Source organism: Agarivorans sp. B2Z047 (assembly GCF_023373605.1).
Taxonomy (GTDB): Bacteria; Pseudomonadota; Gammaproteobacteria; order Enterobacterales; family Celerinatantimonadaceae; genus Agarivorans; species Agarivorans albus.
The window spans coordinates 5230094-5252795 of sequence record NZ_CP088080.1; the positions used below are offsets into that span (position 1 = coordinate 5230094).

Sequence of the window (22702 nt, forward strand, 5' to 3'; positions counted from 1 at the left end):
AACGGAGAAACGTGTTGCGGCGATCGCTTTGGATGCTTTATTGGCTAGTAGGCAGCTGCTGGGCAGAGGATTTTGGCCCTTGGCTAGAAGAATTTCAGCCGTCTAGCCTAAGCCAACAGCAACAAATCGAAGAGCTACGTTGGTTTAAACAAGCTGCTCAACCCTATCAAGGCATTACTATTCGCGCTATTTCAGAGCGCATTAATACTCACTGGTACGAAGCCACCGTTATTGCCCCCTTGTTTTACCAACTCACGGGTATCAAAGTTATTCACGAGATCAGCGGTGAAGACGACGTAGTAAAAAAGCTACAAAGCCAAATGGACTTGGGCATTAACTATTACGATATCTATGTCAGTGACAGTGATTTAATTGGTGGTCACTTTCGTTCTCGCAACATCGTTAACTTAAGCCAGTTTATGCAACACCAAGGAAAAGACGTCACCTTACCCAGCCTAGATATCGATGATTTTATTGGCTTAGCCTTTACCACCGGTCCTTACGGCGATTTGTTGCAACTCCCTGACCAGCAATTCGCCAACCTTTATTGGTATCGCCAAGACTGGTTTAAGCGCTCCGAGCTTCAGCAGCAATTTCAAACCATTTATGGCTACCCCTTAGCTGTGCCAGTGAACTGGTCGGCCTATGAAGACATCGCCGAATTTTTTACCGAGCACGTAAAAGAAATAGATGGGCAAAAAGTTTATGGCCATATGGATTATGGGAAACGCGATCCCTCGTTGGGCTGGCGAATATCCGACGCTTGGCTTTCTATGGCAGGCATGGGTGATGTAGGTTTACCCAACGGCGTGCCTGTGGATGAATGGGGCATACGTCGCCATGGTTGTCGCCCTGTGGGCGCTAGCATGAGGCGTGGCGGCGCTCTCGACTCTCCCGCTGCCATTTACGCCATTCAAAAGTATGTAGATTGGTTAAAACGTTATGCCCCTCCAGAAGCACAAAAGATGACCTTTAGCCAAGCTGGGGCCGAAATAGCCAAAGGCCACATAGCGCAACAAATTTTCTGGTATACCGCCTTTACTGCAGATTTAAGCCAACCAGACTTAGCCGTAACCGACAAAGATGGCTTACCCTTATGGAGAGTGGCACCTTCACCGCGTGGTGCTTACTGGCAACCCGGCATGAAGTCAGGCTACCAAGATGTGGGAGCTTGGACACTGGTAAAATCTACCCCTTTAAAGCGCCAACAAGCGGCATGGTTATACGCTCAATTTAATGTCGCCAAAACGGTTTCGCTGCGTAAAACCATGGTAGGTTTAACCCCTATTCGCCAAAGCGATGTGATGTCGAAACCATTTAGTGAGCGCTCAGCCGAGCTAGGCGGTTTGGTAGAATTTTACCAAAGCAATGCGCGTAACGAATGGACGCCCACCGGGCTAAATGTGCCCAATTATCCAGCTTTATCGTCGCTGTGGTGGCAATACATTGGCCGCGCTAGCGACCATGGAGAAGCCGTTCCCCAGATAATGAAAGAATTGGCACAAAGCATGGATTTAGCACTAGCTAAAATTGGTAAAGACAACCCTGGCCCGTGTAGCCCTAAGCTCATCTCGGCGCAACAAGCCTCATTATGGCTGGCTCATCCCGGCTCTCCCAAACCCAAGCTGGAAAACGAAAAACCGCCGGGTAAAACCTTAAACTACTCAGAGTTAATTAAACAATGGCAACCTTAAAAGCCAGCTGCTTAAGTGCCAGCCTAGTTTTAAGCTTGCCAGCACAAGGCGTTGAGCTGGTGTTTAATACCTATTTAGACCCGCCTTATGTCATCCAAAATCAAAGAGGGTTAGCAGGGGTTAATATAGAAGTTTATGAATTGCTAAAAAAACACAGCAAATTAGACATAAGTATCCGCTTACTACCATTAAAACGCGCTTATTTGATGGCGCTCGAGTCGCCCAATAACTGCGTTTTTGCAATAGAACGTAGCCAAGCAAGAGAGAGCTCATTTACTTGGATAAGCCCCATGTACATTAGCCGCTATGCGATTTACCAGCCGCAACAAAGCATTACACCTTTAAGCAGCGTTGCAGATCTACAACAGCTAAAAATTGGTAGCTATTTAGGTAGTGGGATTGGCGAGTATTTAGAAAGCCTAGGGGTTGAAGTTGATTTGGCTAAAACCAACCTTAACAGCGCAAAAAAACTACAACGCCAACGTACTCAAGCTTGGGCTAGCGATATCTTGTCCTCTGCCTATGTGCATTACCATTATTCTTTAGGGATTCAAAAACAGGGGTTTGATTTTTACAGTTCACTACGCGCCATCGCGTGTAACAAAAACAGCGATGCTGGCGCTTTACAAAAACTGCAAACAAGCCTTAATCAACTACAAAAAAGCGGAAAAATAAGCAAGATATTGGCGTCTTACGAACAACAATACCAAGTAGATTTGGGTTTATAAAAACAAAAAAAGCAGCCAATTGGCTGCTTTTTTATCAATATAAGAGACTAGCCCTTTAAGTTAACTAAGTAACTAACTAACTCATTTAGCTCTTCAATTGATTTTACTGAGCCCGTGTTAACTTGGTATTTACCATTAACCACTAAGGCCGGCACACCGCGAATCTTATAGTTCATGGTGTTCTTTTCCATTTGCGAAACCATGCCATTCACAACAAAGCTGCTGGCTGCGCTATCAAATTTCTTACCATCAACACCGTTGGCAACAAAGATGCTGCGAAGATCATCACGGCTAGTGAAGTTTTGGCGTTTGTTATAGATAGAATCAAAGATCGCGTTGCTAATTGCAGGCTCTACTTCTAGCATTTCTGCTGCAGCAAAAGCGCGAACCATTTCTTCACCCATTTGGCCGCCAATAAAGCTTACGTGGTTCTTTTTGAACGCTACGCCTTCTGGTAGGGACTTTTTAATACTCTCTGCTACTGGTTCAAATTTAAAACAGTGCGGGCAGTAGTACGAGAAAAACTCGATAACTTCTGGTTTAGCAGTAGCAGTTTGCTTAATCACATCGTAATGCGTGCCTTCTTTAAAGTCAGCCGCTATTGCCATTGGCAAAGTAAGCATTGCCATTAAACCAATCAGTAGTTTTTTCATCACTCGGTATTTCCTTCCAGTGAACTTTATAAAAAACCGAGCATAATGATTAGCACCAGCTCGGTCAATCGTTGACTATGTTGTTGACACAAATTTACGTTTACCAAGATCCCATTTCAAACATTACAGTAGTATCTACATCTTGATGTATTAATACCGAATAATGTTGTTCAATTTGGTTACGTCTAATTTTTAAAGTAGGGGTAAGCAGGGCGTTATCCACGTTCCAATCCTCATTTACCACCACCACATGCGACAACTTGGCATGACTTTCTAATTGCTCATTCACCTTTTTAAGGGTGCGATTTAAGCTGGCTTCAATTTGCGCTTGCGAATGCTGTTTCATTTCAGCTGCTAACACCACCAAAGCACAAGGCTGCGTGAGGGCGCTGCCCACCACACATACCTGCTCAACCATCGAATTTTCAGCCAAGCTCTGTTCAATAGGAACGGGGGCTACATATTTTCCTTTCGCCGTTTTAAAACTTTCTTTTAAACGGCCAATAATTTTAACGTAGCCATCATTATCTATTTCACCCTTATCTCCTGTATGCAACCAGCCATCAACAATGGACTCCTCAGTGAGATCAGCATGTTTGTAGTAGCCCTGCATCATGCCTTCGCCCTTAGCAAGAATCTCTCCTTGCTCAGAGATTTTTATTTCTACGCCAGGACCTGCTTTTCCAATGGTGCCAATTTTGTCACTTCGAAAAGGTACATTTAAGGTGCCGTAGGCTAGGTTCTCGGTCATGCCCCAAGCTTCAGAAATATTTAAGCCAATGCTTTGATACCAATGCAATAATGAAGGTGCTACCGGAGCACTGCCACAACCTAAAATTCGCGCCTTATTTAAACCCAGAGCCTTTTTAATTTTGAGCTTAATTAAACTAGAAACCAGCGGAATAGATAACAATAACTTGAGTTTTTTCGGTGGCAGTTTTTCAAATACACCTTGCTGGAAGCGCGCCCACAAACGAGGCACCGAAATAAACAAAGTAGGTTGTACGCTGCGCAAGTTATCTGGGAAGGTATCTAAGGATTCAACAAACGACACACTAAATTGACCGCTAAAAATGCTGGTGCCTTGAATGTAAACTCGCTCAGTAATATGCGCCAAGGGTAAGTACGACATAACCCGATCTTCATTGCCAGCTTGCAACACATCAATCAGCTGTTCACAGGCATACCGGTATGCCTCAAAGCTAATCTCGGCGCCTTTAGGGTCACCGGTACTGCCCGAGGTATAGATAATCGTCATAATGTCTTTTGCATCCCACAGATGATTTTTCTCAATCACCGGCATTTCCTTCAACCAATCACTCCATTGAATGTGGCAAGGCATGGTGGGATAGGGCATCGCAACAGTTTTTAAGCCGATAGGCACGGCCGAGGCTTGCTTGCCCCATTCGTCTAACTTACCCACAAACAACAGCTTAGCTTCGCTGTGTTGAAGTACAAAAGAGATGGTATCCACACTCGCGGTGGAATAAATAGGAATGCTTACACAGCCAGCCATCATGATTGCCAGATCGGCAATAAACCATTCGGCACTATTTTTAGCTAAAATGGCCACTTTGTCGCCGGGCTCTAGGCCTTGAGACAATAAGCCTTGAGCAATTTGACCGGCTTCGCGCGCTACTACTGCCCAAGTTTTCTCATGATATACGCCATCAATAGGCTGACGTAGGTAAACGCGCTGCGGATCCTGCTTTTGCCAATGCATTAGTGCATCAACGGGGGTGACAAAGTTTGTCATTCACAACCTCGTTACAAGTTATTCACCTTTTATATCAATCCTATACGGCTAGGCGCAGGATGCCAGTACAAATCGAAAATAAGCCGAAGTAATGTGAACAAACACTCTGTTTATCACCAGTTTTTGAAAGGATTTAAGCTAAGTTGAGAGTTATAGTATTTAGCTTAGCCAGTGACTTCTTGCCCCAGCCAGTCGGGCTTTGCAAAGCTTTCTTGCTCGCTGCTCAGCTCTACTTCGGCAATAATTAAGCCGAGGTTATCTCCAGCAAACACATCCACTTCAAATACATGATGTGCAACAGGCACTAAGTAGCGAACTTTATCAATGGCGCCGGGCTCACACAGTGCTAATAGCTGCTCGGCTTCGCTCAGGGGAATTTCTTTCTCCCATTCATAGCGGCTTAAACCCGACTGATTACTTTTGCCTTTAATGGTAAGAAAACCCTGCTCACCGCGAACACGCACTCGCACTGTGCGTTGTTTATCACTGTTTAAATAAGCCTGTACAATTCGAGTTTGTTCGCTAGCTTGCCCAATAAATGCATCGCTGTTAACCAAAAACTTGCGTTCAATTTCTACACTCATAACAGTCCTCAATAACCGGGAGTTAATGACAATGGCGCTTGCTGCAGAGCCGAAAGCTGCTCTTTAAGCGCGAGTATTTGGTCTTCCCAATAACGTTGCGAGTTAAACCAAGGAAAGGCGCGTTGAAAGGCGGCATCTTGCCAGCGCCGTGCTAACCAGCCCATGTAGTGAATCATTCGCATAGCGCGCAGCGGCTCAATTAAGGCCAGCTCACTGCTATCAAATTCACAAAAGGCCTCATAGCCTTCTAATAGAACTTCTAATTGCAGGCGGCGCTCATTGTCATCTCCAGCCAGCATCATCCATAGGTCTTGCACTGCAGGGCCATTACGCGCGTCATCTAAGTCCACCAGCATCGGACCATCACGCCACAATATGTTGCTAGGGTGGCAATCACCATGTAAACGAATAATGGTTTTAGGTTTATAAGCCGCCTTTGCCGCTTCGGCTACTTGCTCAGCTACGGTAAAAAATGGCAGTGCCAAACCCTCGGGTAGCCAATCACGTAATAACTCCAAAGGCTGGTCGAGCATCTCTTCGGTATTAATAGATAAGCGGTGCTCAAACAGTTTACTGCCCACTTTCTGGTGCATGCGCCCTAGGTATTGGCCAACACGCTCGATTTGGTCGAGGTTATCTACCTCAAAACCGCGTCCTCCAACACTAGGGAAAATGGTAAACAGCCAACCTTGATAATCAAACAAGCTGCGACCATCTCGCACTAGCGGTGCCACAATCGGCACATCTACTTCTGCCATCGATAAACTAAATTGATGTTCTTCGAGAATCTGGGCTTGGCTCCAACGCTCTGGCCGATAAAACTTCACCACATAACGCAGCCCATCTTCGGCTTGAAATTGATAAACCCGGTTCTCGTAAGAGTTTAAAGCCAACAAACCACTACTAGGGAAAATACCTTGAGATTCAATAGCATCAAGAATAGTGTCGGGGTGTAAATCGGCAAATAGAAAGGCGCTCATGGCTCGGCAGTTTTACAAGAGATTATCGGCGCAGTGTAGCAGTAAAACAAGCTCCCTAGCCAGCGCTAAGCAGGTAGCTGATAAAAGGCTTGAACCACAATATAAATACAGCTTAACCAAGCCACCAGCATTAGCAACGAACGCAAGGTTGCAAAGCCAAATACGTATACCCAAGGGTGCAACAAGCGGGTAGCGGTAAATAAAAGAGCGGCATATTGAATACAGCTAAAATCAAGCCCTGCAAGATGGGCTATTAGCAAACTGCCCGTAAACAAAGCTAAGGCTTCCCAAGCGTTTTGTTGAGAAGCATAGATGCGTTGGCCAAGGCTGTTTAACAATTGGGATTGTTGGCGGGGATCTTGATTATCTATAGTGCCTAACTGGCGTTTTCGCTCTGCCGAACCGAGTGCTGCCAGCAAATAAGGCAGCACTAACAACAACGCAAAACACGCCAGAACCAGTTTCAAACTTTATTCTCCAAAACCGCGTTAACCGCCACTAATAAAGCGACTAGCTTGGATAAATTGGTCATCGCCACTTTCTAGTACAAACTCAATATCGGTGATCGAACGTGGCAACAAGTAAGGGTCGCTCGCCAATGAAATAGGCAAACTAAACACTTCGCCACCTTTTACTGTGACAATTTGCTGGCCTATCCACTCTACTTCCTCCAAACCACGCACACTTAAGTGGAACTCGCGCGCTTCAGAGGATTTGTTAATCACCTTTAAGGTGTAGGTATTTTCTACCAAACCTTCAGAAGTTTCGTTGTACAAAGAAGAGCGATCACGCAGCACATCTAACTGCATCGGCTTCACGTTAAACAAGGTGAATACAAAAGCGACCAGCATGGCGCTTAACACCACTCCATAACCGATCAGCTTAGGCCGCAGTACATCGGTTTTTTGCCCCGCCAAGTTATGCTCGGTAGTGTAGCGAATCAAGCCTTTCGGGTAGTTCATGCGCTCCATGGTTTGGTCACAGGCATCAATACAAGCACCACAGTTAATACACTCGTATTGCAAACCTTCGCGAATATCAATGCCTGCAGGGCACACCTGCACACACAAATCACAATCTACACAGTCACCCAAACCCAAGGCTTTGTGGTCGGCATTGCGCTTACGTGGGCCGCGGCTTTCGCCTCGCTCAACATCGTAACCCACAATAAAAGTGTCTTTATCAAACATCGCTGACTGAAAACGCGCATAAGGGCACATGTGAGTACATACAATGGTGCGCATCCAACCTGCATTGGCATAAGTTGCTACAGTAAAGAAAATCACCGAGAAGTTAACCGCACCGCTGGCATTTAGCGTGAAAAAGTCCCACCACAGCTGTTTAACGGGCACAAAATAAGCGGCAAACGACAAAGCGGTAAATACCGACACCGCAATCCATGCGGTATGTTTGGCTGTTTTTCGCCAAATTTTGTTAAAGCTCCAGGGCGATTTATCTAGCTTTTTACGCTTATTGGCGCTGCCTTCAATCTTTTCTTCAAACCAGATAAAGATAAAGGTCCACACCGTTTGCGGACACAAATAACCACACCAAACGCGGCCTAAAAAGGTGGTGATAAAAAACAAAGCAAAGGCAGCAATAATGAAAAACCAAGCCAATAATAGTAAATCTTGCGGCCACAGGGTTAAGCTAAAAAAGTGATACTGACGCGCCCCCATATCTAGCAAAATTGCTTGGCGATCGCCGTAAGGAATAAACGGCACAATCACAAAAGCCGCGATAAAAAACCAGCCCATGTACTTACGCAAGCGTTGGAATACACCTTTTTGCTCACGCACATAAATTTGTTCTTGGGGGTTGTAACGATCTACCGGAGCACGCTTTTTAGCCGCGCGAGGTTTGGGGCTGACGTCTTTAACAGGAATACGTTCACTCATCACTCAATCCTTATGAGAGGAGGCACTGATGTGACTAATGCCTTTGCTTAAGCAAAAACGGCAATTGCAGACGCAATTGCCACTTAAGAAATTAAACTTTTACGCCACGTGCTTTTAATAAGGCGGTTTTAAAATCATCCTCGCAATCTTTTGCGATGCCAGGAATCATCTCGTCTTTACCAATTGTAAGCATTTTAAGTTGGTAAATAAGCACGTCATCGGTCAGTTCACTCAAGGGTTTATTGTTCCCAGCTTGGTCGGCTATTTGAGTGATAATTTCTACTAAGTTAAGCTCCGGTTGTTGTTTCCAAACCGGTGTGAGTAAATCGATTAATTCTTCAATACGATGCAACTGCATACTCATTATACTTCTCCACGGGCGGCCACTACAGCTTGGTTTCTACCTAACTGCTTGGCTCTATATAGTGCCTTATCGGCTTTATCTACGATCTCTTTGGTGCTTTGCTGAGCCACTGGAATTAAACAAGAAATACCAATGCTCACGGTCACATAACTGGCTGCGGTCGAATACTCGTGGCGCAATTTAGCCTCGGCCATTAGTGTTCTAACTCTTGCAGCAACTTGCAATGCGCCTTTGGTATCGGTGTTGGGCAATACCATTACAAACTCTTCGCCGCCATAGCGGGCAACAATATCATCTTCACGCTGCAAGGCTTGAGTAAACAAATTAGCAACTTTGCTTAAACATTGATCGCCTGCAACATGACCGTAATGATCGTTATAAGGCTTGAAGAAATCAACATCGATCAGCAATAAACTTAAGGAAGTATTTGCCCGGCTGCTTAAACGCCAATGTAAAGCCAGTGTTTGCTCAAATATAGCCCGGTTGTACAGGCCGGTGAGTGCATCTCGCTCACTTTGATGGCGCATTAAAGCATGGCTGTCGGCCAACTCTAAAGCCTTGGCTCTATTTAGCGCACCTTCTGAAAAATTAGCCTTAACTAAGGTTTCGGCGCGGCGTAACACAATATTTAGTACTCCCCAGCTTAGCAGTAATACCAAACAAGCCACCCACTCGGTTCGGCTAGCCTCCACCATAGAAACCAACAACGCTAATAACAATGGAATGCTAAAACCGTTAAAGCTACGAATACTTAGTAAGTTTGGCACCACCACCAGCGACAACAACGCGCCCACCAGCACCACCAATAATAAACGCTCGGAAGCAGGTAACACCGGCATAAACAGCAAAATACCTACCGCCCAAAGCACCCCAGAACTAGTGGCCAAACTAAAGTAACGCGTTAGTTGCGGCGCCGGGACAAAATCGTCAATTACTTCGCTTTGAATACGCGCAAAAAAGTAAAATACGGCCGATAAAGTCAACATGCAAAACAGCCACAGCAAATGCGGGCTTGAAGAAAGGCTAGGCGCAAACAAACACCACCAAATAAGGCTATACGCAACGGTCATTAACGCCACTAAACGCCCATTGTTAAGTAAATAACGGGCGTTTTCGGTGTTTACTTGTAACTGCACATTGCGCAAAAACAGATCCCTTGCAGGTGAGAGGCGAATAATTTGTGGGCATTGTAGCAACAACTTGAATAGCGAGAACAGAAAAACCCTTTGATAAAAAATGGATAAACACCAACATGACGCGCGGTTTTAATACAAAATAGTCAAACTTAGCTAAAATAGGTCGCAAGCTTTTGCACAATATTGATCTGATTGCTTGCGTCCTTTTTCCCAGAAAGGGTAAAGTGCTACCCGCAAGTACTGGTCAATAAACTTGCAACTCGGTCAACTAGGTAAAGCATCTAAGGAACAAGGTCAATGCTGGACAATCTCAATCCAACAACTACACAGGCTTGGAAAGCGTTACAAGCGCATTTTGAAGCACAAAAAGAGGTTAAACTTAGCGAGCTATTCGCCGCTGACGCAGACCGTTTCAATCGCTTCTCGGTAGAGTTTAACGAGCAAATCTTATTAGATTACTCTAAAAACTTAATCACTGAAGAAACCATGCAGCAGTTAGTTGCACTAGCTAAAGAAACCAAGCTAGATAGCGCAATTAAAGCTATGTTCTCTGGTGAGAAAATCAACCAAACAGAAGGCCGCTCGGTACTACATACCGCACTACGTAATCGCAGCAATACCCCAGTAATGGTAGACGGCGAAGACGTAATGCCAGCAGTAAACGCTGTGCTAGAAAAAATGAAAGGCTTCTGTGAAAAAGTACATTCTGGCGAATGGAAAGGTTACACCGGTAAAGCAATTGAAAGCATTGTAAACATTGGTATTGGCGGTTCAGACCTAGGCCCAGTAATGATTACTGAAGCACTAGGCGCATACAAAGTAGAAAACATTACTACCTACTTCGTATCAAACGTAGACGGCACTCATATTGCCGAAACCCTAAAACAAGTAGACCCAGAAACTACCTTGTTCTTAGTAGCGTCTAAAACTTTCACTACCCAAGAAACCATGACTAACGCCCACAGCGCGCGCGATTGGTTCCTAGCTGCAGCTGGCGACCAAGCTCACGTAGCTAAGCACTTTGCTGCACTGTCTACTAACGCTAAATCTGTTGCTGAGTTTGGTATTGATACCGACAACATGTTTGAGTTTTGGGATTGGGTAGGCGGTCGTTACTCTTCTTGGTCAGCAATTGGTTTATCGATTGCCCTTACTGTTGGCTACGACAACTTTATTGAGTTGTTAGATGGCGCACACGCTATGGACAAGCACTTCGCAGAAGCCGAGCTAGAGCAAAACCTACCGGTTATTCTTGGTTTGTTAGGCATTTGGTACAACAACTTCTTTGGTGCAGAAAGCGTATCTATTCTACCTTACGACCAATACATGCACCGCTTTGCTGCTTACTTCCAGCAAGGCGACATGGAGTCTAACGGTAAAAACGTAGACCGCAATGGCAACCCTGTTGATTACCAAACTGGCCCAATTATTTGGGGTGAACCAGGTACCAACGGCCAACACGCCTTCTACCAGCTGATTCACCAAGGCACTAAGCTAATCCCATGTGACTTTATTGCACCAGCCACTAGCCACAATCCATTGTCGGATCACCACGCTAAACTAATGTCTAACTTCTTCGCCCAAACCGAAGCCTTGGCTTTTGGTAAGTCACGCGAAACCGTAGAAGCAGAATTAGTAGCAGCCGGTAAATCAGCAGAAGAAGTAGCTGAGCTAGCACCATTTAAAGTATTCACCGGTAACAAGCCAACTAACTCTATCTTGGTTAAGAAAATCACCCCTAGCTCATTGGGTGCCATGGTTGCTATGTACGAGCACAAAATCTTCGTACAAGGCATTATCTGGAACATCTTCAGCTTCGACCAATGGGGCGTAGAACTAGGTAAGCAGCTAGCTAACCAAATTTTACCAGAGCTAAAAGATGGCAGCGAAGTAAGCAGCCACGACAGCTCAACCAATGGTTTGATTAATACCTTTAAAGCTTGGAGCTAAGCCTTACTGCTTACCCTTTGCGTTAAATGTAAAAAGCTGGCCTAGGCCAGCTTTTTTTAATCCCTGAGGTAAATCAGTAAGCTGCAAAATAAAGCTCGCAAGCATTAAGCTCTTGCTTGGCGCACCGTTTCCCCCGCTTGTATCTCGCGAATCACCTTAGCCGGATTGCCTCCCACTAATACGCCTGCTGGCACATCTTTAGTCACTACCGCACCAGCAGCGATAACCGAGCCATTGCCCACAGTTACACCCGCCAGAACTACTGCATGGCCGCCGATCCAAACATCGTTACCAATAGTGATGGGCGCTGGGTAATCAATCACTTCTCGCTCACCTTGCTGATTAATGTAGGTTTTGCGTAGCTCAGGATCTAAGGCGTGGTTAATCGAAAACAAACTTACGTTCGGTGCAATCATCACCCGATCACCAATAGTAATTTTTCCCGAATTCACCAAGGTAAAGTTGGTATTAATAAATACATCGTCGCCGATAAACACTGTGTCGCCATAATCCACGGTGAGTGGCGGGCAAACCTCGATGTTTTTACCTACCTTCACAAACAGCTCACGCACTAGCGCTTCGCGCTGTTGGTTTTGCTCTGGTGCAGTTTGATTAAACTTATGAGTAATTTGCCGGGTAGCTAAACGACGCTCGCCTAGGTCTTTATCCCAACGGTTAAAACTTAAACCCGCCATCATTCGCTCAAATTGACTTGTCATTCTACCACTCACTAAAAGGCTTTAGCTTAACTGTGCAGCTAAATGCCTGCACAGTCTATTAGCACCTTGGCAGAAACCACTATTCACAAATGCCTAGTTAAACAAAATAAAGATGCTGGTGGATATTAGCTATGCCACTCGGCTTTGTGCTAAGTTGCCAAGCATAATGCAGTACCGAGGGCTTACAGTGCCAAGCCAGCAGCGGCAAGGACAAGGTTTTTTACTCACCACCAACAGTTACGATCGTCAAGGTCGGGCTTATATTCAGCTTTGGTTAGCCAGTGACCAAGGCCCGGTGTGTTTAGAAGTAAGTGACCAGCAGCCGGTATTTTTTGTGTTAAGTAGTGAGCTAGATGCCGTGCTAGAAACCGTTGGCGAGCACTTGCTTAAGCACCAAAGCGTAGCGTTAAACACCTTCCAGCATCAGCCGATTACTGCCTTGTACTTTGCCAGTATCGATGCGCATTACCGCGCCGCACAAAACTTACAGCAAGCCGGATTAAGCTGCTTTGAACACGACATAAAGTTACATGAACGCTTTCTTACCGAACGCTTTTGTTATGGCAGCATGGCTTTTGCTGGCAGCCAAGGTAGTAATCCACGTTACCCCGCTTGGCAACAAGCCAAAATAAAAACGGCCCAATATACACCTAAGCTGTCGGTGCTATCGCTAGACATAGAGTGCAGTGAAAAAGGCCAACTTTACTCGATTGGATTATACGGTGAGCACTTTCAGCAAGTGCTTATGATTGGCAGTGAGCAAGCCGCTGATACGCCAATTACCTGGCTGGCCAATGAGTACGCCTTACTAAAACAGCTTGAGCTAGTAATAGAAAAACTCGACCCGGACATCATAATTGGTTGGAATGTCATCAATTTTGATTTTAGGTTGCTGGTTAAACGCGCCGCTTTGCATGGGATAAAACTGGCCTTAGGCCGCCAACAAGGCGTGGCGCGTTGGCGCGAGCGAAGCGATAACGAGCAAACAGGTTTTATTAGCATTCCTGGGCGCGTAGTAGTGGACGGCATAGACGCACTAAAATCAGCTACTTATCACTTCGATAGCTTTAGCTTGGAAAACGTTGCCCAGCAACTGCTTAAGCGCGGCAAGTTGGTAGACGAAGTGCATGATCGTATGGCTGAAATTAACCATAACTTTGCTCACAACAAACCCCAGCTTGCCGCCTACAACCTCGAAGACTGTAAGTTAGTGTTAGACATCTTCCAGCATACGCAAATCCTTGAATACTTATGTTTGCGCAGCCAACTTACTGGACTAATGCTGGATAGAAGTGGTGGCTCGGTGGCCGCCTTTACCAATGTATATTTGCCTAAATTGCACCGAGCTGGCTATGTAGCGCCAAATCTTACCCGAGACTTTATCGCCGATAGCCCCGGCGGTTATGTGATGAGCTCTAAACCAGGCTTGTATAACAATGTGCTAGTACTCGATTTTAAAAGCCTGTACCCCTCTATCATTCGTACCTTTAAAATTGATCCGCTGGGCTTAATTGAAGGGCTAGCTAGCCCCGACAATGCCATTGAAGGCTTTAGAGGCGGAGTATTTAGCCGCGATAAACATTTTTTACCAGAGATCATTAATCAGCTTTGGCTGCAGCGCGATCAAGCCAAGGCCGATCAAGACAGCGCTCGCTCACAGGCGATCAAAATTTTAATGAATAGCTTTTATGGAGTGCTAGGCTCTACTGGTTGCCGCTTTCACGATCCCCGCTTAGCCAGCTCAATCACTATGCGCGGCCACCAGCTAATGCAAGAAACAGCAGAGTGGATCAGCGAGCAGGGCCATGAAGTGATTTATGGTGATACCGACTCTACCTTTGTTTGGCTAAATCAAGATTTGAACGCAGAGCAAGCCAAACAAATAGGCCAACAACTGGCGCAAGGTATAAATCAATATTGGCAGCACAAGCTAGCCTCAGAAATGCAGTTAGATAGTCACCTAGAAATTGAATTTGAGACTCATTTTTCTCGCTTTCTAATGCCAACCATTCGCGGCTCTGAAACCGGCAGTAAAAAGCGTTATGCAGGTTTAACCAACGATAAGCAATTAGTCATCAAAGGCTTAGAAACCGTACGTTCAGATTGGACAGAGATGGCGAAGATATTTCAAACCGGTTTGCTCGAGCGAGTTTTTTCTGACCAAGATCCACGCCAGTTTGTTCTCGATACCGTGGATAAGCTAATGGCTGGCGAGTACGACCAGCAACTTATTTACCGTAAGCGTTTACGCCGCAAGTTAGCCGAGTACGTGAAGAATGTGCCGCCACAGGTGCGAGCAGCGCGGCTCGCCGACGAACATAACCAAGCCCTAGGTAAACCACTGCAGTATCAAAATAAAGGCAGTATTGCCTATTGGATGACCATAAATGGGCCTGAGCCGCTAACTAACCGAGTTAGCCAAATTGACTATCAACATTACTTAGACAAACAGCTACAGCCGATTGCCGATGCTATTTTGCCCTTCATTGATTTGGATTTTGAGCAAATAACCTCTGCGCAATTAGGTTTGTTCTAGTTAACCCAGTAGAAAAGGTTTTGCTTCTAAAGAGGCTGAAACCAGCAACAACAAACTGATAGAAGCAAACATGGCACGAACGACCATGGTTCGCATTTTGATAGTTTTTGTTAATTTTTCAATATGCATGTTCTTCATTCGGCGCTTAACACTCGCTGTCGTCAATACTAACCAGGTAGTTTGACTCACTAGGGTTAAGGGTTCCTCCCGCTTCAGTGTAAGTAACAAAACATCCGCTATCATTAACATCTTTATCGCCAGAGACATAACCGATATACAAGCGCGAACTGCCATCCACAAACTGCATTTCTAAGTCAGTTTCAATCAACGACTCCATACCGAGGTAGTCTTCACCGTGCGCCTCTGGGTAACCATCTTTTACTTCTACAATACCCAAGCTCGTTTCTACCTCGCACGTGATTCTTGCTCTAGGCCATCAATAGCCGCTTGGTTAAATACCAAGTCAGCAGAGGTTTTTACTGCAGCTGCAGCCCCCTCTAAGGTTGCTTTTTTTGCATCGCTTTGAAGATTTAGGAACTTTGGTGCAGCCACCACAGAGAGTATTCCCAAAACGATAATTACTATTACTAATTCGATGAGAGTAAAGCCAGATTGCTTGTTCATATAGCGCCTAAAGTTACTTTCTAGATTGGTGAAACAGGGTGAATTAACAGCTTGTATTATCCCTATAACGGCAAATTAAATTGACTTTTCACGAACAAAGCGTTTTTTGTAACATTAGAATAAAAATCCAACCTAGCTCACTTTTATCAAACAAAAGTCCATAACTTATTAAAATAATGAAACTTTCGTTAGATACTAGCCTCAAAATAGCAAATCATAATGGCAAACAAGTCACATGGATGGAGGCAAAGAGGGCAACACAATGGCGTTTTTTTCGATGGGTGTAAGAGTACTATTATTGGTATTAATGTTGGGTAGCGTGTTTAGCTATTCACACACTACCCATTCTTCATGGGCAAAGTTTTATTGCCCTGCACAAACCAGTAAAGCAGCGAGTTAAACTCTCTCGCTACGTTTTTCAATTTGTGGGTTCGCCACAAATACCATTACCGAACGTGCAGCCACTTTAACTGAGCCCGTTTCTAACATGGGCGCGGTTTTAAAGTCATAAACATCTTCTGGCGGTTTGGCTGCGGTATTAACAAGCTTAAACCAATGTCCTTCAATGCACGGTACTTCAAACTCTAACTCTTCCCAGTAGGAGTTAAACACCATGTATAAGCGGTCTTTTGAGTATGGGTCTAATAAAGTAACCGCGATAGAGTGACTATGTTCAGACCAATCGGGCTGACCTTGATGCACACCATGCCATTCGATATTGGCATCATGAATCACATCCGACAGGCTCAAGTGGATCTTCTCTTCAAGCACATCGTCATAACGACGTAACTTAATCATCTCTTGAACAAAGCGCAGCAAGTTTTGGTTTTTGTCCACCAAGCTCCAGTCAAACCAGGATAACTCGTTATCTTGGCAGTAAGCATTGTTATTACCGTTTTGAGTGCGTTTTACTTCATCGCCCATGGTAATCATTGGCGTACCTAAAGAGAGCAACAAAGTAGCAAAGAAGTTCTTCATTTGCTGTTCACGCAGATCGTTGATTTTTGGGTTTAGGGTTGGCCCCTCTACACCGTGGTTATAACTAATGTTGTGGTTATCACCATCACGGTTGTTTTCACCATTTTCTAGGTTGTGCTTATCGTTGTAGCTCACTAGATCGTTTAAGGTGAATCCATCATGCGCAGTGACTAAGTTAACCGAGCGTTGCGGCGAGTGGTTTTCTTTGTAGTAAATGTCTGGGCTACCCAACAAGCGTGAAGCAAACTTACCCGTTACACCAGAATCCCCTCTAAAGAACGAGCGCACATCATCGCGGAACTTACCGTTCCATTCGTTCCAGCGGTCACCGACAAACTCGCCTACTTGGTAAAGGCCCGCGGCATCCCAAGCTTCGGCAATGATTTTAGTGCCAGCTAAAGAAGGATCTGAATCAATCGACCAAAGCAGTGGTGGCTCTTTCATTACATGACCCTTAGAGTCACGCGCCAGTACCGAGGCTAAATCAAAGCGGAAGCCATCTACATGCATTTCGTTTACCCAAAAACGCAGTGCATCACGAATCATGCGGCGCATTACCGAGTGGTTAGCATTACAAGTATTACCACAACCCGAGTAGTTACTGTACCAACGCTTTTCATTTTCTAACATGTAGTAGGTATCGTTTTGCAAACCCTTCATGCTGAGCGTTGGGCCGTCGTGTCCGCCTTCGGCTGTGTGGTTAAACACCACATCCAATATCACCTCAATGCCAGCTTTATGTAGCTCACGCACCATGGTTCTAAATTCGTTAAAGGCGCCACAGACACTTTTATCTGAGCTGTAAGCGGTATGTGGGGAGAAGAAGTTAATTGGGCTATAACCCCAATAGTTCTGCTTACCCAATGGTGCATCTTGTAAGTCAAACTGCTGCACCGGCATTAACTCAATAGCGGTAATGCCCAGCTCTTTTAGATAAGGAATTTTTTCGATAACGCCAGCGTAAGTACCGCGTTTATGCTCCGCTACACCCGAAGACGGGTGCTTGGTAAAACCCGCTACATGCATTTCGTAAATAACGGTATCTTGCAATGAGCGTTTAATTGGCTGAGTGCCCTGCCAATCAAAGCCACGCAAATCCACCACTGCACCTTTAATACATTGGTTAGTATTTACATGACCATGGCGTGACGCCACCTGACGTAAATAGTTATCTGGGAAATGGGTGATTCTGGCGTAAGGGTCTAGCAGAACTTTACTTGAGTCAAAGCGCAAACCGCGTTCTGGTTGCCAAGGACCGTCTACTTGAAAGCCGTAGAGCGTTCCTACTTCTAAGTCTTCAACAAAAATATGCCAGTAATGGTCTGTTTTGTTGGTATTTGGGTCTAAAGGGAACTCGGCAAAAGGCTTACGAGAGTTAACTTCTTTAAATAATAGAAGGGTAACTCCCGTAGCATTTTTAGAGAAAATACTAAAATTAACGCCCTTACCTTGGTAAGTCGCGCCGAGTGGAAATGAAACACCCGCTTGAGTTTTTGTGGCCATATACTGTGCTGTCTTATTTTTGCTATTAACTGAGATGAAAAGCCTATTAGTTGGCTCTTTCGCTATAGTTTATCAGTAACAGCTTATTACACAGTAAGTTTATTAACAGATAATGACTAAAATTTAGCCGAAATTGAGTGCGAACGCCCACTAGCTTGGCGTTTTCTGCGGCAATGCTGTGCGCCAAGTTGGTCAAGCTCAGATACTTCGTCAGGTAACATCAACGACAATAGCTGTTCTAATTTTTCTTGGTCAGACAATACATTGGCAATAGTTTGGCTAGTTTTTGTACGGAACATATCATACCCCTAAATTTTGATACCTAATTAGGGGTATGCACCTATAGTGCCAAAGCCATATGAACAATTTATTAACCTTATTATTCAGATAGTTGCTGTCTAGCACGAATAGGGTTTGCGTACATTTCGAACAGCTGAGATCGGACCTCTGCACTAATATCGCGAGTCTTCGCTTCAAAATAGCGCTTTGCTTCAGCCAACTCGTTAGCAGGAATTTCTTCTGGGATAGCATCACCAAGGGCAATCCAGTTGGTAGGCATCAGCTGGTAATTGCCAATAATCGCTTTATCTAAAGCTTCTGCCACATCTTTGGCATTTTCATATTCACCGGCTAGTGGTTCTGCAAAATGCACATGCACTCGACCTTTTTGGCCAACAATACCGCGAGAGATGCTGTAAATGTCTTCATGCTCTTCTTTTTGGTATTCGCCATGTTGGTTTTGCGACACTAACTCATTAGCTTTAGCCACATCACAAGGGTCAAATTCATAAGAAATAGACACAGGAACAATGTTTAGCTCTTTGATGTAATCGGCAAATTCTTGCTGCTTAGGTTTGTTTAAAGCCAGCATAGAAATAAGTGCCGAATTAGTCAGATCTAATCCATCTTTGGCGCGCCCCTCACGCTGAGCAATCCAAATATGGTCGCCAGTGCTCGCTAGGGTATGTTGAATATACGCAGATAACTCTTTTAAGTTAGCCAGCTTTTCACGTTTAGCAGAAGCTGAACGCTTAACAATAAAACTGCGGTTAAGGCGCATTAAATCAGACACCCAAGGCTTACTTAATAAATTGTCACCAATGGCAATTTGTACCGTGTCTTGGCCATTTATATGCAGCAAGTAGTTCACAAAAGCAGGGTCTAGCGCAATATCGCGATGATTTGAGATAAACAAGTGCGGCTTAGATAAATCTAGGCTGTCCAATCCGCTAGAGCTTAGTTGCGAAGTCGTAGTTTTGATCATGTGCGCCATATAGCGCTCTACCATTACTTGAAAGTCGTAAACACTTTTTACGTTTCTTACTTTAAATTTAAGTACTTGGCGCAAGGCAAAAGACGTTAGCGAGAGAAAGGCACCACTGGCTTTAGGGTAACGAAACTTAATTAAAGTAGTGATAAATTCGGGATCATTAATGAGGCGTTGCAGTGTACTTTTTACTTCAGAATCTTGATAAGGGCGAATACTGTCAAACTGAGACATAACTTCTCTCGCTATTAAGGAAGCCGCAATTTACCGTTTTCTGCTCTTAAAAACAACAATAATGATTAAAATTTAAACAATTATTGGCAGTTTTTAAGGCTTAATGCAGATTCTTTCGCTTAGCCTTTGAGCCACGTATACTGGAGCCTCAATTTCCCAGCTGCAAGTTAATGGAACAACAACGCCAGTATTTGCTTGATGCCCCCATCACGCCGCTTATTATCAATAAGGCCAGTCCAACCTTAGTTGGCATTTTTGCGATCATCTTTTTTAACCTTGTTGATACCTTTTTTGTTGCCATGCTCGGCACCGATGCGTTGGCTGGCGTATCTTTTACTTTTCCCATAACCTTTGCCATCACCAGTGTTGCTATGGGCTTAGGCATTGGCTTGTCGTCCCATGTAGGACGGCTACTGGGGGCTCGTCAACATCAGCAAGCGGCCCAGCTCACTAGCCATAGTTTATTGTTTAGCCTACTGCTAATTATTGCTATTGCGAGCTTGGGTTATTTCAGCATTTATCCTCTTTTCAGCCACTTAGGCGCCGAATTACCAGTAATGCCCTATATTGAGCAATATATGCAAATTTGGTATCTCTCGGTTCCGCTATTAGTGATACCTATGGTGGGCAATAGCGCCATAAGAGCGAGTGGCGACAGTAAAACCCCCAGTATAGTGATGCTGGTTGCAGGTATCGTAAATGGCATATTGGACCCGATTTTTATTTTTGGCTGGGGGCCTGTGCCAGCCATGGGGGTGCAAGGTGCCGCTTTAGCCACTGCTGTAGCTTGGGCACTCACTTTTAGTGTTGCTGTTTATTTGCTTAGTTTTAAATTAAAACTACTACGTTTTGAAGTTTGCACCATTCAACAGCTTTTCGCCTCTTGGAAAAAGCTGCTTAGCATAGCCATTCCGGCGGTATTTTCTCAGCTGCTTACTCCCATAGCTACCACTATAACTTTGGTAATTTTGGCCAGTGCTGGTACAGCAACCGTAGCAGCCTATGGCTTTGCTACCCGGGTAGAAGCCTTATTGTTTATTGGAGTGATGGCGATTAACTCGGTGATTCCGATGTTAGTTGGACAAAACGTGGGAGCGGGCAAAGCACAACGCGCCCAACAAATCGTTCATCATGCCATTCGGCTAGCGGTGGTTTGGCAACTACTGCTGGCTGTCGCAATGTACGCCTTGGCCCCTTTAGTGAGTTATAGCTTTAATCACGATACTGAAGTGGCTGAACTTAGCCAATATTACTTACAGTTAGTACCTTTTTGCTACGGCATGATGGCTGTGCCCTTATTGCTAGCTCAGACCTTAAATGCCTTAGCTAAGCCACTGTTAGCAATGGCAATAAACCTAATTAGGTTATTTGGTTTTATGTTGCCAGCTATTTACATCGGGGCAATGTGGGGAAGCAGCAAAGTAATATTTTTGGCGATTATTATTGCTCACACCTTAGCGGGCTTAGCGAGCTTAATCATATTGATATGCTTGATGAGCAAAAACAGCTGGTGGCAACATTCGCAATCTTAGTTTCGCAAAAATGAAAAAAGGCGACACGTATGTGTCGCCTTTTTAAGTAGTCATATTGCTCTTTTCCGTGAACAGTAATTGCTCCTTGCAATCCTTTTTGACTGTTGCACACTAATCCTTAGCGTTTCCTCTTCCCAGTTCCTTTGAGCTATCCTTTAGCCTTCTATGGCATAAATGTTCATCCTAAACACTTGCTCTCTCCGTCCTGGAGGTATCCTTTAACTTCATCCTGAAAGTTTGAGGTATTTTGCTTTCTAGCACTCCTGTGCTGACATCCTAAAGTTTATCTACCTTGATAAACCTGCTCTTCCTAAGCAATGCTTCCTAATACCTTGGCATCTTGCCCTGACTCTTCCTAAGCCTTGGCTCGTCCTGATGGTTGATACTTTACGCCGATGAGCCCTTAATCCCAGTAGCCAAAATAAAATAATTTTGGTTTTAGCTACAAAAAACCATGATAGAAAACATAAGACATTGAAATATATAAACTTAGTTTAGTTAAGGCTTATTAAACAAGTGAAATTACCCGCTACAGCTCGGGCGGATCTCTCACACAGGCAATAGCAGATAAAGAAACTACCAGATCTAGATTAACAATATAAAAATCCAACCAATTACAGGTTATCCATTAAAAGCTCTGCAGATAGGTAATAAACCCTAACAATAAATAGCAGGCAAAGAAAAAGGGCGACACATACGTGTCGCCCTCTTAGTAGTCATATCGCTCTATTCCATGAACGTTAATTGCTCCCTGCAATCCTTTTTGACTGTTTCACACTATTCCTTAGCGTTTCCTCTTCCCAGTTCCTTTGGGCTGTCCTTTAGCCTTCTATGGCATAAGCGTTCATCCTAAACACTTGCTCTCTCCGTCCTGGAGGTATCCCTATACTTCGTCCTGAAGCTATTTGGTATTTTGCTTTCTAGCAATCCTATGCTGACATCCAAACTCATCTACCTTGATAAGCCTGCTCATCCTGAGCGCTGCGTCCTAAATACCTCGGCGTCCTGCCTAATTCTTCCTGAATCTTGGTTCGTCCTGATGGTTGATACTTTACGCTCATCCCAATTAAAGCCCAGTAGGCCAGAAACAAAAACATCTAAATAAATCTATTACTTAAGAGGTAAAAAATAATAAACCATTGAATAATAAATAAAAAATTATTTTAAGGCTCATAAACAAAGAGATTTATCGGCTTGTTTGAATGGTCGATCTCTCACACGGCCTTTGGTCGATCGCCAAACAAGCATCTAAATTCAGCACGCTAAAATTCTCAATAAGTCTAAACAAAGACGCCTTAAAAGAATAAAAACCTAATAAAACACTTTTAATCTTAATTATTCATCTAAAATCGATGAAAAAGTGCAGACAATAAAAAACCCAGCACTTGGCTGGGTTTAGAAAAAGGTCGGGGCGACACTTTCGTGTCGCCCCTAGTAGTCATATCGCTCAAATCCGTGAACGGGTAGTTGCTCCCTGCAATCCTTTTTGACTGTGTTACTACGTCCTGTAGTTATCCTTTTCTCAAATCCTTTGAGCTGTCCTTTAGCCTTCTATGGCATAACCGG

Annotated in this window: 19 protein-coding genes; 5 read left to right on the forward strand and 14 right to left on the reverse strand. The window is 44.4% G+C overall.

The window, feature by feature from the left end; translation table 11 throughout:
* The first annotated feature begins 11 nt into the window (after nucleotides 1-11).
* Nucleotides 12-1694, forward strand: coding sequence for an ABC transporter substrate-binding protein (locus LQZ07_RS24200; RefSeq protein WP_368666403.1), 1683 nt, complete (start codon nucleotides 12-14; stop codon nucleotides 1692-1694).
* Complete coding sequence (locus tag LQZ07_RS24205) at nucleotides 1682-2422, forward strand: ABC transporter substrate-binding protein (RefSeq protein ID WP_152785137.1); 741 nt, start codon at nucleotides 1682-1684, stop codon at nucleotides 2420-2422. Before LQZ07_RS24200 ends, LQZ07_RS24205 begins: the two co-directional genes overlap by 13 nt.
* Before the next feature lie 47 nt (nucleotides 2423-2469).
* Here the strand turns inward: LQZ07_RS24205 and LQZ07_RS24210 are convergent, their stop codons facing one another.
* The 8 genes from LQZ07_RS24210 to LQZ07_RS24245 form a co-directional block, all read right to left on the reverse strand.
* Entirely contained in the window at nucleotides 2470-3075 is a 606-nt protein-coding gene (locus LQZ07_RS24210) for a thiol:disulfide interchange protein DsbA/DsbL (protein WP_152785135.1), read from the reverse strand.
* 100 nt (nucleotides 3076-3175) lie between these two features.
* Nucleotides 3176-4831 carry an AMP-binding protein gene (locus LQZ07_RS24215; protein WP_152785133.1) on the reverse strand — a complete coding sequence of 552 codons (1656 nt, stop codon included), beginning with the start codon at nucleotides 4829-4831 and terminating at the stop codon, nucleotides 3176-3178.
* Nucleotides 4832-4995: 164 nt separating this feature from the next.
* Nucleotides 4996-5415 (reverse strand): CYTH domain-containing protein, encoded by a 420-nt coding sequence (locus tag LQZ07_RS24220; protein ID WP_152785131.1) that lies wholly within the window; start codon nucleotides 5413-5415, stop codon nucleotides 4996-4998.
* A gap of 8 nt (nucleotides 5416-5423) precedes the next feature.
* Nucleotides 5424-6395 (reverse strand): serine/threonine protein kinase, encoded by a 972-nt coding sequence (locus tag LQZ07_RS24225; RefSeq protein ID WP_152785129.1) that lies wholly within the window; start codon nucleotides 6393-6395, stop codon nucleotides 5424-5426.
* A 65-nt stretch (nucleotides 6396-6460) separates the two neighbouring features.
* Nucleotides 6461-6862 (reverse strand): MAPEG family protein, encoded by a 402-nt coding sequence (locus LQZ07_RS24230; protein WP_152785127.1) that lies wholly within the window; start codon nucleotides 6860-6862, stop codon nucleotides 6461-6463.
* A gap of 21 nt (nucleotides 6863-6883) precedes the next feature.
* Nucleotides 6884-8293, reverse strand: coding sequence for a cytochrome c oxidase accessory protein CcoG (gene ccoG, locus LQZ07_RS24235; RefSeq protein ID WP_152785125.1), 1410 nt, complete (start codon nucleotides 8291-8293; stop codon nucleotides 6884-6886).
* Nucleotides 8294-8384: 91 nt separating this feature from the next.
* On the reverse strand, nucleotides 8385-8651 hold the full coding sequence (locus LQZ07_RS24240; protein ID WP_040306803.1) for a YihD family protein: 267 nt from the start codon (nucleotides 8649-8651) through the stop codon (nucleotides 8385-8387).
* A 5-nt stretch (nucleotides 8652-8656) separates the two neighbouring features.
* Nucleotides 8657-9793, reverse strand: coding sequence for a diguanylate cyclase (locus tag LQZ07_RS24245; RefSeq protein ID WP_249483709.1), 1137 nt, complete (start codon nucleotides 9791-9793; stop codon nucleotides 8657-8659).
* Between the two features lie 297 nt (nucleotides 9794-10090).
* Between LQZ07_RS24245 and pgi the strand changes: the two genes are divergently transcribed.
* The gene (gene pgi / locus LQZ07_RS24250) at nucleotides 10091-11743 is read left to right on the forward strand and encodes a glucose-6-phosphate isomerase (protein ID WP_152785121.1); all 1653 of its coding nucleotides are present in this window, start codon (nucleotides 10091-10093) and stop codon (nucleotides 11741-11743) included.
* Between the two features lie 104 nt (nucleotides 11744-11847).
* On the opposite strand, the gene LQZ07_RS24255 is transcribed toward pgi, so the two are convergent.
* The gene (locus LQZ07_RS24255; RefSeq protein WP_227981622.1) at nucleotides 11848-12462 is read right to left on the reverse strand and encodes a sugar O-acetyltransferase; all 615 of its coding nucleotides are present in this window, start codon (nucleotides 12460-12462) and stop codon (nucleotides 11848-11850) included.
* Between the two features lie 166 nt (nucleotides 12463-12628).
* On the opposite strand from LQZ07_RS24255, the gene LQZ07_RS24260 reads away from it, so the two are divergent.
* On the forward strand, nucleotides 12629-14998 hold the full coding sequence (locus LQZ07_RS24260; protein ID WP_152785465.1) for a DNA polymerase II: 2370 nt from the start codon (nucleotides 12629-12631) through the stop codon (nucleotides 14996-14998).
* 145 nt (nucleotides 14999-15143) lie between these two features.
* Here the strand turns inward: LQZ07_RS24260 and LQZ07_RS24265 are convergent, their stop codons facing one another.
* The 5 genes from LQZ07_RS24265 to LQZ07_RS24285 all read right to left on the reverse strand — a co-directional run bounded on the left by LQZ07_RS24265 (nucleotide 15144) and on the right by LQZ07_RS24285 (nucleotide 19604).
* Nucleotides 15144-15395, reverse strand: coding sequence for a hypothetical protein (locus LQZ07_RS24265; protein ID WP_152785119.1), 252 nt, complete (start codon nucleotides 15393-15395; stop codon nucleotides 15144-15146).
* A gap of 8 nt (nucleotides 15396-15403) precedes the next feature.
* Complete coding sequence (locus LQZ07_RS24635) at nucleotides 15404-15622, reverse strand: type II secretion system protein (RefSeq protein ID WP_152785117.1); 219 nt, start codon at nucleotides 15620-15622, stop codon at nucleotides 15404-15406.
* 396 nt (nucleotides 15623-16018) lie between these two features.
* On the reverse strand, nucleotides 16019-18103 hold the full coding sequence (glgX, locus tag LQZ07_RS24275) for a glycogen debranching protein GlgX (RefSeq protein ID WP_016400236.1): 2085 nt from the start codon (nucleotides 18101-18103) through the stop codon (nucleotides 16019-16021).
* A 116-nt stretch (nucleotides 18104-18219) separates the two neighbouring features.
* A complete protein-coding gene (locus LQZ07_RS24280) occupies nucleotides 18220-18402 on the reverse strand; it encodes a hypothetical protein (protein ID WP_016400237.1) in 183 nt (60 codons plus the stop codon).
* An 80-nt stretch (nucleotides 18403-18482) separates the two neighbouring features.
* Nucleotides 18483-19604 carry a 1-acyl-sn-glycerol-3-phosphate acyltransferase gene (locus tag LQZ07_RS24285; protein WP_152785115.1) on the reverse strand — a complete coding sequence of 374 codons (1122 nt, stop codon included), beginning with the start codon at nucleotides 19602-19604 and terminating at the stop codon, nucleotides 18483-18485.
* Nucleotides 19605-19774: 170 nt separating this feature from the next.
* On the opposite strand from LQZ07_RS24285, the gene LQZ07_RS24290 reads away from it, so the two are divergent.
* Nucleotides 19775-21136, forward strand: a complete 1362-nt coding sequence (locus tag LQZ07_RS24290) for an MATE family efflux transporter (RefSeq protein ID WP_152785113.1) — start codon at nucleotides 19775-19777, stop codon at nucleotides 21134-21136.
* Nucleotides 21137-22702 lie beyond the last annotated feature (1566 nt).

Coding starts and splice junctions, on each gene's coding strand:
- LQZ07_RS24205 (WP_152785137.1), top strand. CDS start 1,682: ATGGCAACCTTAAAAGCCAGCTGCTTAAGTGCCAGCCTAGTTTTAAGC.
- LQZ07_RS24210 (WP_152785135.1), bottom strand. CDS start 3,075: ATGAAAAAACTACTGATTGGTTTAATGGCAATGCTTACTTTGCCAATG.
- LQZ07_RS24215 (WP_152785133.1), bottom strand. CDS start 4,831: ATGACAAACTTTGTCACCCCCGTTGATGCACTAATGCATTGGCAAAAG.
- LQZ07_RS24220 (WP_152785131.1), bottom strand. CDS start 5,415: ATGAGTGTAGAAATTGAACGCAAGTTTTTGGTTAACAGCGATGCATTT.
- LQZ07_RS24225 (WP_152785129.1), bottom strand. CDS start 6,395: ATGAGCGCCTTTCTATTTGCCGATTTACACCCCGACACTATTCTTGAT.
- ccoG (WP_152785125.1), bottom strand. CDS start 8,293: ATGAGTGAACGTATTCCTGTTAAAGACGTCAGCCCCAAACCTCGCGCG.
- LQZ07_RS24240 (WP_040306803.1), bottom strand. CDS start 8,651: ATGCAGTTGCATCGTATTGAAGAATTAATCGATTTACTCACACCGGTT.
- pgi (WP_152785121.1), top strand. CDS start 10,091: ATGCTGGACAATCTCAATCCAACAACTACACAGGCTTGGAAAGCGTTA.
- LQZ07_RS24255 (WP_227981622.1), bottom strand. CDS start 12,462: ATGACAAGTCAATTTGAGCGAATGATGGCGGGTTTAAGTTTTAACCGT.
- LQZ07_RS24260 (WP_152785465.1), top strand. CDS start 12,629: ATGCAGTACCGAGGGCTTACAGTGCCAAGCCAGCAGCGGCAAGGACAA.
- LQZ07_RS24635 (WP_152785117.1), bottom strand. CDS start 15,622: ATGAACAAGCAATCTGGCTTTACTCTCATCGAATTAGTAATAGTAATT.
- glgX (WP_016400236.1), bottom strand. CDS start 18,103: ATGGCCACAAAAACTCAAGCGGGTGTTTCATTTCCACTCGGCGCGACT.
- LQZ07_RS24280 (WP_016400237.1), bottom strand. CDS start 18,402: ATGTTCCGTACAAAAACTAGCCAAACTATTGCCAATGTATTGTCTGAC.
- LQZ07_RS24285 (WP_152785115.1), bottom strand. CDS start 19,604: ATGTCTCAGTTTGACAGTATTCGCCCTTATCAAGATTCTGAAGTAAAA.
- LQZ07_RS24290 (WP_152785113.1), top strand. CDS start 19,775: ATGGAACAACAACGCCAGTATTTGCTTGATGCCCCCATCACGCCGCTT.